The 15,524-nt window shown below is 32.8% G+C and carries 11 protein-coding genes; all 11 read right to left on the bottom strand.

Annotated features, from left to right (window positions below; genetic code table 11):
• Positions 1-143: 143 nt before the first annotated feature.
• The 11 genes from EL082_RS07360 to hslU all read right to left on the bottom strand — a co-directional run bounded on the left by EL082_RS07360 (position 144) and on the right by hslU (position 15,521).
• Complete coding sequence (locus EL082_RS07360; protein ID WP_103286318.1) at positions 144-4,454, bottom strand: PolC-type DNA polymerase III; 4,311 nt, start codon at positions 4,452-4,454, stop codon at positions 144-146.
• Positions 4,455-4,721: 267 nt separating this feature from the next.
• Positions 4,722-6,425, bottom strand: coding sequence for a proline--tRNA ligase (locus tag EL082_RS07365; protein WP_049414683.1), 1,704 nt, complete (start codon positions 6,423-6,425; stop codon positions 4,722-4,724).
• Positions 6,426-6,444: 19 nt separating this feature from the next.
• Positions 6,445-7,731, bottom strand: a complete 1,287-nt coding sequence (rseP, locus tag EL082_RS07370; RefSeq protein WP_002466035.1) for an RIP metalloprotease RseP — start codon at positions 7,729-7,731, stop codon at positions 6,445-6,447.
• A gap of 242 nt (positions 7,732-7,973) precedes the next feature.
• Positions 7,974-8,756 (bottom strand): phosphatidate cytidylyltransferase, encoded by a 783-nt coding sequence (locus tag EL082_RS07375; RefSeq protein WP_002466065.1) that lies wholly within the window; start codon positions 8,754-8,756, stop codon positions 7,974-7,976.
• Positions 8,757-8,759: 3 nt separating this feature from the next.
• Positions 8,760-9,530 carry an undecaprenyl pyrophosphate synthase gene (locus EL082_RS07380; RefSeq protein WP_002466060.1) on the bottom strand — a complete coding sequence of 257 codons (771 nt, stop codon included), beginning with the start codon at positions 9,528-9,530 and terminating at the stop codon, positions 8,760-8,762.
• Positions 9,531-9,762: 232 nt separating this feature from the next.
• Entirely contained in the window at positions 9,763-10,317 is a 555-nt protein-coding gene (gene frr, locus EL082_RS07385; protein ID WP_002450553.1) for a ribosome recycling factor, read from the bottom strand.
• Positions 10,318-10,332: 15 nt separating this feature from the next.
• Positions 10,333-11,055 carry a UMP kinase gene (pyrH, locus tag EL082_RS07390; RefSeq protein WP_002450554.1) on the bottom strand — a complete coding sequence of 241 codons (723 nt, stop codon included), beginning with the start codon at positions 11,053-11,055 and terminating at the stop codon, positions 10,333-10,335.
• A 140-nt stretch (positions 11,056-11,195) separates the two neighbouring features.
• Positions 11,196-12,074, bottom strand: a complete 879-nt coding sequence (gene tsf / locus EL082_RS07395; protein ID WP_049414688.1) for a translation elongation factor Ts — start codon at positions 12,072-12,074, stop codon at positions 11,196-11,198.
• A 151-nt stretch (positions 12,075-12,225) separates the two neighbouring features.
• Entirely contained in the window at positions 12,226-13,014 is a 789-nt protein-coding gene (rpsB, locus tag EL082_RS07400) for a 30S ribosomal protein S2 (RefSeq protein WP_002466032.1), read from the bottom strand.
• A gap of 306 nt (positions 13,015-13,320) precedes the next feature.
• On the bottom strand, positions 13,321-14,094 hold the full coding sequence (gene codY, locus EL082_RS07405) for a GTP-sensing pleiotropic transcriptional regulator CodY (protein WP_002450557.1): 774 nt from the start codon (positions 14,092-14,094) through the stop codon (positions 13,321-13,323).
• A gap of 23 nt (positions 14,095-14,117) precedes the next feature.
• The gene (gene hslU / locus EL082_RS07410; protein ID WP_015365077.1) at positions 14,118-15,521 is read right to left on the bottom strand and encodes an ATP-dependent protease ATPase subunit HslU; all 1,404 of its coding nucleotides are present in this window, start codon (positions 15,519-15,521) and stop codon (positions 14,118-14,120) included.
• Between the last annotated feature and the right edge of the window lie 3 nt (positions 15,522-15,524).

The raw sequence follows: 15,524 nt of genomic DNA on the forward strand, positions 1-15,524 counted from the left end.
ATGCCCACTCTTTTGCCTGAGTTACTAATTTTTTAAGCAAGTTAAGTATACCATAAGTTATGCAAGTAAACAAATCACACCCTAACAAATGGGATCTTAACTATATTTACATAAAAAATTAATTCACTTATTTGTTTTTTACATTACATATCAAAAATAGATAATTGTGCTTTATCAGGTAATCCTGGTAATGAACCTAAATCATCTAAGTATTCAATAACTTTTTGTGATAAACCTGCTTTTTTGTTTAAATCTTCTTTAGATAAAAACGGCCCTTCTTCTCTTGCTTCAACAATTCTTTTGGCAACATTTTCACCAAGACCTGGTACTGCTATAAATGGTGGAATCAATGAATCATCTTCTATAATGAAATCAAACGCTTGGCTTTTTTCTAAACTAATCGGTTGCATACGGTAACCTCGATGAGCCATTTCATTCATTATTTCTAATACTGTTAATACATCTTTTTCTTTTTTACCTAAATCCATATAGCGAGAGTACATATCTTTTACAGTGTTTTTAATACCTGTTTTATCTTTAATCATAGTAATTAAATCAAAATCAGATGCTCTAACTGTAAAGTAAGACGCATAATAATATAAAGGATGATGTACCTTAAAGTATGCGATACGGACTGCCATTAATACATAGGCTGCCGCATGGGCTTTAGGGAACATGTATTTGATTTTACGACAAGAATCTAGATACCAATCAGGAACGTCATTTTCTTTCATAGCTTCAACCATTTCATCAGTTAAGCCACGTCCTTTACGTACGAACTCCATTGTTTTGAAGGCCATTGATGGTTCTAATCCTGCATACATCAGATATACCATGATATCATCACGACAACCAATAACTGATGATAAATCACAGATACCTGCACGGATTAATTCTTGTGCGTTACCTAACCAAACATCTGTACCATGTGATAGTCCAGAAATTTGTACTAATTCAGAAAATGTTGTTGGTTTAGTATCTTCAAGCATTTGTCTTACAAATCCTGTACCAAATTCCGGTACACCAAATGTCCCTGTTTTACATAAAATGTCTTCTTCAGTCACACCTAAACTTTCTGGACTACTAAATATTTTCATAGTTTCTTTATCGTCGACAGGAATCGTTTTAGGATCAATGCCGGATAAATCTTGTAGCATACGTATCATAGTTGGATCATCGTGTCCAAGTATATCGAGTTTTAAGACGTTATCATGGATAGAATGGAAATCAAAATGTGTTGTCATCCAAGCAGAACTTTGGTCATCTGCTGGATATTGTATAGGTGTAAAATCATAAATATCCATGTAGTCTGGAACTACGATAATACCACCAGGGTGTTGTCCAGTTGTACGTTTAACACCTGTACAACCCTTAACTAATCGATCCACTTCAGCACCACGTTTATGAATACCTTGGTCATTTAGATAACCTTTAACAAATCCAAATGCGGTTTTTTCGGCAACTGTACCAATTGTTCCTGCACGGAATACTTTATCTTCACCGAATAATACTTTTGTATAGTTATGTGCATTAGGTTGATACTCACCGCTGAAGTTTAAGTCGATATCTGGTACTTTATCTCCTTTAAATCCTAAGAACGTTTCGAAAGGTATATCTTGTCCCTCTTTAATCAGTTCATTACCACATTCAGGACATTTTTTATCAGGTAAATCGAATCCCGAACCTACAGAACCATCGTCGAAAAACTCACTCGTTTTACAATGCGTACAAATATAATGTGGGGGAAGTGGGTTAACTTCAGTGATTTCTGTCATAGTCGCTACAAAGCTTGATCCTACAGAACCACGTGAACCTACCAAGTAACCATCATCTAAAGATTTTTTAACCAAGCGTTGTGAAATAAGGTATATAACTGAGAAACCATTCCCTATAATACTATCTAATTCTTTCTCTAGACGATCAATTACAATTTGAGGTAAATCCTCACCATATAACTTTTTAGCATTGCTATAACTTAATTCTCTAATTTCTTCATTCGCACCATCCATTCGTGGTGTATATAATTTATCTTTAATTGGTACGACACGTTCAATTCGATCTGCTAAGGCATTAGTATTAGTTACAACTAACTCATAAGCCTTTTCTTCACCTAAGAAATGCAATTCATCCAACATTTCATCAGTTGTTCTAAAATGTGCTTCTGGTAAAGTTGAACGATTCAATGGATTCCCCGGTTGAGAAGCAATTAAAATTTTACGAGCAATAGCATCATGCTCATATAAATAGTGTGCATTACCAGTTGCAATAACTGGAATATTAGCACTTTTACCTGCTTCTATTAAACGGTGATAAATTTCATGAAGTGTTTCTGTATCTCTAATGAGTTCACGATCAATAAGGTCTTGGTAAAGCGCAGGAGGCTGTACCTCAATAAAGTCATAATACTTCGCTATTTTTTCTACTTCTGATTGATCTCTTTGCATGACAGCTGTAAATAGTTCACCTTCATCACATGCCGTTCCGACTAGCAGACCTTCTCTATATTCATTTAATAAAGACCTTGGTATTCTTGGCGTTCTATAATAGTACGTTACCAATGATTCACTCACGATTTTGAATAGATTTTTTAAACCTTGTTGATTTTGGACGATTAATGTGACGTGTGATGGTCTAGCACGTTTATATGCATCTTCGTTAGATAATTTTTGATTAATATCTATATGATTAGTTACCCCAAGTTCTTTCATTTGTTGAACCATTTTGATAAAAATGTATGCAGTAGCTTCAGTGTCATATATCGCTCTATGATGTTGTGTTAAGTCGACACCATATTTTTTGGCAAGGAAATTCAATCCATGCTTACCATACTCTGTGTTTATAGTACGAGATAATTCTAATGTATCAATTACACCGTTTGTTGAAGGACCAAATCCGAGGCGTTCATAACCCGTATCAATGAACCCCATATCGAATGACGCGTTATGCGCCACGAATATAGCATCTCCTACCCATTCTTTAAAATCAGTAAGTACATCTTCTATTTCAGGAGCATCAGTTAACATATCATCAGTAATATGCGTTAAATTAATAATTGTTTCTGATAATTTCTCATGAGGATTACTAAATCTTTCAAACTTATCTATGATTTCTCCATTATGTACTTTGACAGCTGCTAATTCTATAATTTTGTCATATTGATTTGATAAACCAGTCGTTTCTACGTCAAAAACAACATATGTAGCATCTTTTAAATCGCGATCTGTAGGTTTGTAAGCGATAGGTACACCATCATCCACTAACATACCTTCCATACCATATATCATTTTGATACCGTGTTTTTCAGCCGCAGCATGAGCATCAGGAAATGCTTGAACAACATTATGGTCTGTAACAGCAATCGCTTGATGACCCCATTCAGCCGCTTGTGCTACATAGCCACCAATATTGGGTATACCATCCATTTGGCTCATTGATGTATGTAAATGAAATTCAACCCTTTTATCTTCTGCCTTATCTTTTTTAGGTGATTTTTTAATTTCTTCAATATCGGACATCATCATCACTAAATCTCTAACAAACGTATCTTCTTCAATACGGCCTTGTGCACGAACCCACTTTCCTACACTTAAGGCTTTAAAATGATCTAAATCATTTTTATTTTTACGAGTAAACATTTTTAACACTAGTGAATCTGTATAATCTGTCACTTTTAATTCTACGATATGACGTCCACTTTTCAATTCTTTTAAATTAATATCAAAAATAACACCTTCAATAGCTACTTTAAATTCTTCTTCTATAATCGATTCTATAGATCGTAAATTTTCAACTTGAATTGGTTTACCAATTTGACATTTATCTACATCGCTCTCGTTATTATCTTGTTGTTTTGCTTTTTCTGCTTTCATTTTTTCAAGTTTTTCAGTAGCTTCACGCGCACTTTGTTCATCTTCTTCTTGAATATGTGCTTCTAAAGATGCTAAATCTTCATCATGGTTAGTATTATCTGTTTCAAATACTACTTTATCGATTTTAAATCCACATTTTTTAAAAGCAGCTACTAAACTACCATTACATGCTTTATCAAAATGGTTTCTTTCAATATCATTAGAAACCATAACTTTTAGAACATTACCTGACATAATCAAGCGCTTTTGTTTTAACTGCCCTTTTACTTTAGGAGATAAGGCAGTTTGATCGATACAATGTGCAAAATATTTAATTGCCTGTTCATCTTGATTATCAGTGTTTTCAATCGTGAAATGACAACTTACATCGGCTATTTCTTTAAATTCTTCCACAATCGCATGATTAAAAAGTAAATAATCTTCATGAGATAAGAAATATGGCAATGTAATATGAAATTCCCATGTTCTATTTTTACTTGAGACATCAATTCTAGTTAGTTCACCTTGCGCTAATATTTCTGAATCTAATTGATTAGAAATTTTTATTTGATCAGCAAGTACTTTAAATTTTTCTTGATTTGTCATTGCCAATGTGAAAACCACCTTAAATATATACTTCTTTAACATTATTTGAACTAGTCATTTGGAATTATGAAATCAATCATACAAATTATACTGATGAATCATTCGAAGTTCAAAGCAAATTTATATTTTATTATACGCTTAATTGGTATAGATTTCATCGATATGAATTAAATACTTTTTACGAAAAATAAGGAGCGGACAAGAATTCGTATTGAATCCATCATCGCACTCCCAATACATGAAACCTATAAGGTCAAATGCTCATTTTTAGTTTAAAGTTAAATACAAATCATTAATATAATTTTCTAAATCGTCAATATGAATCTCTTCACTTTCACCTGTTGAACGTTGTTTAACTTCTACAATACCTTCTTCAGCACGTTTACCAACAACAACTCGTATTGGTAATCCTATTAAATCCGCATCGTTAAATTTAACACCCGCACGTTCTTGGCGATCATCATATAGTACATCATAGTTATTCATTAACTGATCATATAATTGGTTACCTAACTCACGTTGGTCCTCTTTTTTAGGATTAATTGTAATTAAATGTAAATCAAATGGTGTAACAGATTTAGGCCAAATAATACCATTATCGTCATGATGCTGTTCTACTATAGCACTTAATGTTCTAGACACACCAATACCATAACAACCCATAATAAGTGGTTGTGCTTTACCTTGATTATCTAAGAACGTCGCATTCATTGTTTCAGAATATTTAGTTCCAAGTTTAAATACTTGTCCAACCTCAATCCCTTCAGCGAATTGTGCATTTCCAGAACCATCACTTAATGGTTCACCTTCTAAAATAAATCTAAAGTCTCCAAACTCGTCAACTTTAAAATCACGATCTAATTGTGCATTTTCGAAATGATATCCATCTTCATTTGCACCAATCACAAAATTATTTAAGTCTTGAACAAAATTGTCAGCATAGATTTTGATATCTTTATCATGAATAGGACTTAATGAACCTGGATGTGCTCCCACAATATTAATAATCTCATCTTGGTTTGCCATTTCAATTTGGTCTGTACCAAAATAAGCTTTTAATTTCACATCATTTAATTCATGATGTCCTCTTATAAGTACCATGATAAATTCGCCATCAACTTTGCAAATCATTGTTTTCACAATTTCATCTAACGGACGTTTTAAGTATTTAGCTACTTCTTCGGCAGTTTTAATATTAGGCGTTTCTATCTTTTTCAATTCAGCAACTTCAGTATTTTTAGGGTTAGCTGTATAAACAACTTCTGCTTTTTCAATGTTTGCAGCATAATCACTTTCATTACTATAAACGATAGTATCTTCGCCAATTTCACTTAACGCCATAAATTCATGTGTATGGTTACCGCCTATTGCACCTGAATCTGCTACAACAGGACGTGCATTGATGCCTACTCGTTTAAAGATACGATCATACGCGTTATACATATCTTGATACGTTTCATCTAATGATGCTTCATCCGCATGGAAAGAATAAGCATCTTTCATGATAAATTCCCTACCACGAAGTAACCCAAAACGAGGGCGTTGTTCATCTCTAAATTTAGATTGGATTTGGAATAACGTTAGAGGTAAACGTTTATATGACTTTAACTCATCTCTAACAAGTGATGTCACCACTTCTTCATGAGTTGGTCCTAATGCAAACTCACGTCCGTTACGGTCTTTTAAACGCATTAATTCTGGACCATATGCACCCCAACGGCCTGATTCTTCCCATAATTCAGCTTGTTGAAGCGCCGGCATTAATATTTCAACCGCATCTACTTTTTCCATTTCTTCACGTATAATCTTAGAAATATTATTAAGAACACGTGTAGCTAATGGTAAGTAGCTATATATCCCACTTGTACTTTGTTTAATTAAGCCTGCTTTCAATAATAAACGATGACTTAAAGCTTCAGCTTCTGCTGGCACTTCTCTCATAGTTGGTATAAAAACTTTAGATTGTTTCATAGTTACATTGCCTCCCTATTTATAAGAAATATCTTTGAATATCGTTCCATGTTACTAAAATCATAATGATAACTACAAAGATTGCACCGACTGCAATAATACCTGTTTCTGCCTTTTTATTAATAGGCTTTCTAAATATTGCTTCGTAAATTACAAATAAAATTCTTCCGCCATCTAATGCTGGAATTGGTAATAAATTCATAATACCTAAGTTAACACTTAATAAGGCCGTATATGTGATCAAGTTAATAATTCCTGATTTAACTACAGAATCCACATTATGATAAATACCTACTGGCCCATTCAACATGTCTAATGAAAAACCACCTGTAAAGATACTCGCAATCATGCCAACGACTGCTGTAAATATTAATGTACCTGCTTTAAAGAACTGTTCAACACCAGCGACAAGCGGCTTAAATACCGTATGTTCTGCTTTCGGTTTAAATCCAATTTGATAAACTGTCTCAGTTTTATTCTTTGTTTGTTTGATTTCAGTTTTCTTAGGTTCGATATCGATTGATTTCATCTTACCGTCTCGCTCAACTTTAACAGTTGTTTTTGCCGATTTATTTTTATCTAAAATATTTGAAATATCATTATAGTCTTTGACTTTGTGGTTACCAATTTGTTCAATTTTATCGCCTGCTTTCAAGCCTGCTTTTTCAGCAGGGTAACCTTTAGCTAAATCACCTACAGTTGTTGTAGGTGTACCATGATAATATGCTAATCCGATAAACAATACGATGGCTAGAATAAAGTTAAATAACGGTCCTGCAAATAATGTTAAAAATTTGGGTAACGGTTTCTTATGTGTGAATTGACGTTCTTTCGGTGCTATTTGAATTAAGCTACCATTTTCAACAAAATATGCTTTCTCAGCAATATTAAAATGGTGACGCTCTTCATCATATGATGTAATACCCTCAATATATAAATCGTCTTTAAAATCACATTTTTTAACTTCAATAGCTTCAATTTGTTGGAATTTATGTTGATCATCTAAAATGATATGTGTGATTTGATCTTTATCATTTAATTTAATTTTAACGTTCATACCTGGTTCGACAGGTGGCTCTTCAAGACCATCCCCTGCCATACGAACATATCCGCCTACTGGCAAAATACGAATTGTATATAACGTTTCATCTTTTCTAAAACTAAAGATTTTCGGTCCCATACCAATGGCAAATTCTGGACACATAATGCCCGCTCTCTTAGCAAAAAACATATGTCCATATTCATGTACAGTTACAAGAACACCAAAAACGATGATGAACGCTAATATTGTTATTAATGAGCTCACTCGCTACACCTCTATTTTAAGTAATATTTCTAATTTCTTTCGATTAATTATAAATAAGATAATATAAGACATTATATTACGATTGACTTAATTAGCATATTAATTTGGCTAATAAAGTTCGTTATATTTTTATACCTGTAAAAAATTATGTATAAGTTATGAAAAGGAGTTAAGAAATGCTTTGAGCATCTCAATAACTCCCCCATTATAACATTTTATTTATAAAAAAATGCTTTATGATATTAAATTTGAATTAAAAGAATATTTAACAATGGTAACACAAACATGAAACTATCAAATCTATCTAATATACCACCATGTCCTGGTAAAATTCTTCCAGAATCTTTCACACCAAAATGACGTTTAAATCCGGACTCTACCAAATCACCTAATTGTCCAAACATACTTAAGATAATGGTTACAATTAACAATAACCACACATTTAAATTAAAATCTACAAAAAATTGCATAACTAGTGGTACAAGTAAACTACAGAAAATACCACCAATAAATCCTTCAATCGTTTTGTTTGGACTTATAACCGGCCATAATTTATGTTTCCCCATTAAACGACCAAAAATGTATGCACCAGTATCAGTTAACCAAACTATTAAGAATGCATATAAAATGTAGTGTAATCCTTCTGAACGTGTTTCATAAAAGTACATAAAACCAATTCCTACATATGCAACGCTCATTAAACAAAATGCTGCATCCATAAAACTAAATCTATTTTTCGATAAAACAGTATAACTGAGTACTATAAAACTCATTGCGACTAAACTTTTCAACTGTATGACTTGTACCCAATCTCCGGCATCTTGAGGAAGCATAATAATAATTAAACCGATTGCACTTATTATCCCGGGAATTGAAATAAATTTAATCATATTCATATTTAAAAGTTCTTTTAATGCAATTAATGCTAATAAATAAGCAAAAAGCATTAGTACTAATCCACCCTTTAAAAGGATAGGCAAGAAAATTAATAAAGCAATAATCGCTGTCAATGTTCTTACTTTCATACTTTACTCCTCACTCAATCCTCCAAAACGTCTTTGGCGTGATTGGTAAATTTTTAAACAATTTTTCAATTCGTCACCATCAAAGTCTGGCCATAATTTTTCATTAAATATGAATTCACTATATGAAACTTGCCAAATTAAAAAGTTGCTTATTCGTTGCTCACCAGAAGTTCTAATTAATAATTCTGGATCAGGATAATTCTTAGTCATCAAGTGTTGATTAATTAAATCTTCGTTAATATCATCACTACTCAATCCTTTATGTTGGAGTTCATCTACAATCGTTTTAAAACTTTGAACGATTTCAGCACGGCCGCCATAATTGATGGCAAAAATCAATCTTAATCCTGTATTATTTTTCGTTTTTTCTTTGGCATGATCAATAGCTTCGATTGTTGATGTCGGTAACCCTTTTTGAAAACCAATTGTTTCAACTTTAACATTCTTCTCTATCAATTCTGGTAGAAATGTTTTTAAAAAGTTAACTGGTAAATTCATAATATAGTTTACTTCACTTTCAGGTCTAGACCAATTTTCAGTGGAGAAAGCGTATAAGGTAAGATATTTAATACCGATATCACTGGCTTCTCGTGTGACCTTCTTGATTGTTTGCATACCTTCATAATGTCCTTTGATACGAGGCATTTTACGTTGTTTAGCCCAACGGCCATTACCATCCATGATAATTGCAACATGTTCAGGTATATTATGTAAATCTAAATTATTAAATTGATTACTTTCACTCTTATTATTATTTCTAAGCTTTTTAAACATGGTCTTTCCTCCGAGCCTGATCATCTCTGTATTATTGTATAGGTTGTTTAAACAATCATCTACCATTTTATCATACTCATTTATAGCATTGAATAAGCAAATAAAAAAACTGTACCAAAGTCTTACTTGGTACAGTCTAGACTAGAATGAATATTGAATCATTTTGTCTTACATTAACACTATATAAGTGCAATCTACAATTAGTTAATACTATTTTCAATTTGTCAGAAGATTATACTGACATAATGTCTTTTTCTTTGTCATCAACTAATTGATCAATCTCTTTAATTGAATTATCCGTTGCTTTTTGAACGTCATCTGTTTGACTTCTTAAATCATCTTCAGTAATGTCGCCATTCTTTTCATCTTTTTTAAGTTGATCGTTAACGTCACGACGAATGTTTCTAATTGAAACTTTAGCATCTTCTCCAATTTTTTTAACGTCTTTAACTAATTCTTTACGACGTTCTTCTGTTAATGCAGGTACAGAAATACGAATCACTTCTCCATCACTAGTAGGGTTAACACCAAGGTTAGCCGCATTAATAGCTTTCTCTATATCAGCCACTGAAGATTTATCGTAAGGAGAAATAACAAGTAATCTTGCTTCTGGAACATTAATACTTGCTAATTGTTGTACTGGTGTTGGCGCACCATAATAATCAACATTTACACCATTTAATAAATTAGAATTCGCTCTACCTGCACTGATATTAGCTAATTCTTTAGATAAATTATCGATAGATTTTTGCATTCTTGCTCTAGTATCTTTAATAATGTCACTCATTTTTTACACCTCATATTATTTTGTAATTAATGTACCAATTTTTTCGCCCATTACAGCTCGTTTAATATTACCCTCTTCCATAATAGAGAACACATTTAATGGGATATTGTTATCCATACAGAATGAAGAAGCTGTAGAGTCCATGACTTGTAAGCCTTCTTGAAGCATTTGAATGTGTGTTAAATGTTCATATTTAACTGCATCTTTATCTACTTTAGGATCTGCAGAGTAAACACCATCAACATTATTTTTACCCATTAATATAACGTCTGCTTCTACTTCAGCCGCTCTTAATGCCGCTGTTGTATCAGTAGAGAAGTAAGGGTTACCAATACCTGCTGCAAAGATCACAACACGTTTTTTCTCTAAATGACGAATGGCACGACGACGAATGTAAGGTTCAGCAACTTGTTTCATTTCAATAGAAGTTAATACACGTGTATCACATTCTAATTGTTCTAGACTATCTTGTAATGCAAGTGCATTCATAACAGTAGCTAACATTCCCATATAGTCAGCAGTTCCGCGATCCATTCCTAAATCGCTTCCTGTTTTACCTCTCCAAATGTTACCGCCACCAACAATAACAGCAATTTCGCAATCCATTTTTGCTACTTCTGCTACTTGTTTAGCAACACTTTTAATAATCATAGGATTAATGCCAAATCCTTTATCACCTGCAAGTGCTTCACCACTAAGTTTCAAGACTACACGTTTATATTTAGAAGTTTGAGCCATTTTCTTATCCTCTCTATAGTAGAAATATGTAAAAGTATATAAGTAAAGAAGACACGGGTGTCTTCTCTATATTAAAAACAAATGCTTTTAATCTGAGAAAACCTTTCAGGTGTCTTCTTTCTTGTTAACAATATGACTTATTATTTCATTTGTCCTTTAACTTCATCAGCAAAGTTTTCTTCGCGTTTTTCCATTCCTTCGCCTACTTCATATCTTACGAAGTCAACAAGTTTACCACCTTTAGATTTTAAGAAAGCTTCAACTGTTTCATCTGGGTTTTTAACGAAGTTTTGGTCAACAGCACAAATTTCTTGTAAATATTTACGTAAACGACCTTCAACCATTTTTTCAACAATGTTTTCTGGTTTACCTTCATTTAATGCTTGTTGTTTAAGTACTTCTCTTTCATGATTAATTTCATCTTCACTTACTTGATCAGATGAAACATATTTAGGATTGATAGCAGCAATGTGCATAGCTACATCTTTAGCAGCTGCTTCATCATTAGTACCTTCAATTACAGTTAACACACCGATACGTCCACCCATGTGTAAGTATGCACCAAATGCATCGTTGTAAGATTTAGTTCTTACTGCAAAACGACGGATGCTTAATTTTTCACCGATTGTTGAGATAGCTTCTTTCATTTTTTCGTCAACAGTTTTACCGTCTTCGAATTTAGTTTTCATTAATGCTTCAACTGATTCTGCTTTAGTAGCAAGTACTTGGTTAGCAATTTCTTTTACTAAGTTTTGGAAACCTTCGTTACGAGCAACGAAGTCTGTTTCTGAGTTGATTTCAACGATAGCTGCTTCGTTACCATTGATTTCAACATGTACAAGACCTTCTGCTGCGATACGATCAGCTTTTTTAGCTGCTTTAGCAATACCTTTTTCACGTAAGTAATCGATAGCTTTGTCCATATCACCATCAGTTTCAGTTAGCGCTTTTTTACAATCCATCATGCCAGCGCCAGTTTTTTCACGTAATTCTTTAACAAGTTTAGCTGAAATTGCCATTAATTATTCCTCCAGTATATATAATTCTGTTACAGATATATTTAAATTTTACCATTATTCCTAGTAAAATTTCCAATACTCTATACTTTTAATTTATTTTTTAAAAAAAGGTGATAAGCATTAGTATCTTATCACCCATTTAAACTATAACTTAGTTTGATTCAACAGAAGTGTTTTCTTCAGTTGTTTCTGCTTTGTCAGATTCTTCTTTTTCATCTAAATTGATGTTTTGTTCTGCAGCTACTTCTTCGTTTGATACACCTTGTTGACCTTCTAAAACAGCGTCTGCCATTTTACCAGTTAATAATTTAACGGCACGGATAGCATCGTCGTTTGCTGGGATTACATAATCAATTTCGTCTGGGTCACAGTTAGTGTCAACAATACCCACGATTGGAATATTTAATTTACGTGCTTCAGCAATTGCGTTGCGCTCTTTACGAGGGTCAACTACGAATAATGCTTGAGGCATAGTTTTCATATCACGAATACCGCCTAAGAATTTAATTAAACGGTCGTATTCTTTTTTAAGTTCAACAACTTCTTTTTTAGGTAATACTTCGAATAAGCCGTCTTCTTCCATTTTTTCAATTTCAGAAATACGTTTGATTCGTTTTGAGATTGTTTTGTAGTTAGTTAAGATTCCACCTAACCATCTTTGGTTAACGTAGAATTGACCAGCACGTTCTGCTTCAGCTTTAACTGAATCTTGTGCTTGTTTTTTAGTACCTACGAATAAGACTTTACCGCCATCTTCAGATACTTGTTTGATGAAGTTGTATGCTTCTTCAACTTTTTTCACTGTTTTTTGTAAGTCAATGATATAAATACCATTTCTCTCAGTGAAGATATATTTTTTCATTTTTGGGTTCCAACGACGTGTTTGGTGGCCGAAGTGAACACCAGCTTCTAACAATTGTTTCATTGATATAACTGCCATTATAAATTCCTCCTATTGGTTAATTACCTCCATAACAAACTCATATAAAGACAATAATTAAATATTGCACCCTCTATATTTGCATTTATTATGTGCGTATTGGCTTTATAGCCGAAAATAAATATATCATAATTCGACGTTGATTGCAATGCCTTTTGAATAATAAATGATTGATTAAAACAAACCCTATCTAGTGTTATTTATTATTTATTTTTGATTGCTAAAGTGTTACCAAATATCATTTTCAATTTCTCACAAAAATTAAGGTTTAGGTACCTCAATAGTCGTCCCTAAACCTCAATAGTTTTATTTATTACGTTCTAATTCATCTAAGAATTTTTCTTTTTTAACTTTGATAAATGTACCTTTCATACCTAAAGAACGTGACTCGATGACACCAGCGCTTTCTAATTTACGAAGTGCATTTACAATTACTGAACGTGTAATACCGACTCTATCAGCAACTTTAGAAGCGATTAATAATCCTTCATTACCACCTAATTCATCAAAGATATGTTCGATAGCTTCTTTTTCTGAATAAGATAATGAATTGATTGCCATTGTTATTGATGCTTTATCTCGTGCTTCTTTTTCAACTTCATTGTGCTTTTCACGTAAAATCTCCATACCAATGACTGTTGCAGCATATTCACCTAAAACTAAATCATTTTCATTGAAATCATCTTGAACTCTTCCTAAAACTAACGTACCTAATCTTTCTCCTCCACCTAAAATAGGGAATATTGTTGTTCTACTATTAACAAACACTTCTCTATTTTCTGGTGGGAATACCGTTAAAACATTATCAATATCAATATTAGATTGCGTTTCTTTAACATCCATTAATTGATCTGTATATTCTGCTGGGATATGTCTGTCTTCAAGCATATGAATAATACGATCGCTTTTAAGTAATTCGTTTAAGCTCGACCCTAAAATTTTACCTCTTCTCGACACAATAAATACATTAGTTACTGTAACGCTACTAATCGTTTGTGCAACGTCCTTAAAATCTACTGCGATGCCTTTATGTTTCTGTAATAACGTGTTTAACTCTCTTGTTTTAGATAATAAGCTCATAATTTTTCTCCTTCTTTTTATTTTTATAGAATAAATGCACTTAAATCTTTATTCGTTGAGATTGATTTTAATTTATCATCAACATATTGTGGTGTGATATCAACAACCGCATGTGGCATATTTGGTGCTTCGAAAGATAAATCCTCTAACATTTTTTCTAAAATTGTGTGTAATCGACGAGCACCAATATTATCAGTATCTTGATTGACTTGATATGCAATTTCAGCTAATCGTGTAATGGCTTCATCTGAGAAGTTAACTGTTACTTCCTCTGTTTGTAGTAAAGCTTCATATTGTTTAACTAGTGATAATTTAGGTTCTTTAAGAATTCTAACGAAATCTTCTACTGATAAACTATCAAGTTCGACTCTAATTGGAAATCGTCCTTGAAGCTCTGGAATTAAATCACTAGGTTTAGACACGTGGAATGCACCAGCGCCAATAAATAGCATATGTTCAGTATTTACAGTACCATATTTAGTTTGAATCATGCTACCTTCAAGAATTGGCAAGATATCACGTTGAACACCTTGTCTTGAAACATCTTGACCACTATTTTGATTATTTGTTGCCACTTTATCGATTTCGTCGATAAAGATAATTCCCATTTGTTCAGCTAACTCTAATGCTTCTTGATTAGCTGTTTCTTGATCGATCAATTCATCTGCAAAGTCATCAGCAAGTATTTTACGTGCCGTCTTAACAGGAACTTCACGTTCAACTTTCTTTTTCGGCATAAGTTGATTCATCATATCTTGCATTTGTTGGTTTTGATTAGTACCTAACATTCCTAAAGCACCAGGATCTTGTTCAACTTTGATACGCACTTTTTCTTCTTCAAGTTTTCCTTCTTCAAGTTGCTTTTTGATTTCTGAACGTTTAGTTTTAATTTCCTCTGTTGGTGGTTCTTCCTCTTCTTCATTATTTTGATTGAAGTTTGGAATTGCTCCACCAAATAAAGACTCTAAGGGATTATTGCCTTGAGATGCTTTTTTCTTCATACTAGGAACAAGTAACTTCACTAATTTATCGTTAGCTTTTTGTGTTGCTTCATCTTTGACCATTTCTTTCTTTTCGTCTTTAACTAATCGCACTGACACATCAACTAAATCTCTGACCATACTCTCAACGTCACGACCTACATAACCAACTTCTGTAAATTTAGTTGCTTCAACTTTAATAAATGGTGCACCTACAATTTTGGCCATTCTACGTGCGATTTCTGTTTTACCTACACCTGTTGGTCCAATCATTAAAATATTTTTGGGTGCAATTTCTTGTTTTGATTCTTCATCTAATAAGCTTCTTCTGTATCTATTACGTAAGGCAATCGCTACTTTTCTTTTCGCATCATCTTGCCCTACAATATATTCGTTTAATTTAGATACAATATCTTTCGGTGTTAATTTTATACCATTTGTATCCATATA

It is taken from the genome of Staphylococcus warneri, assembly GCF_900636385.1.
GTDB lineage: Bacteria > Bacillota > Bacilli > Staphylococcales > Staphylococcaceae > Staphylococcus > Staphylococcus warneri.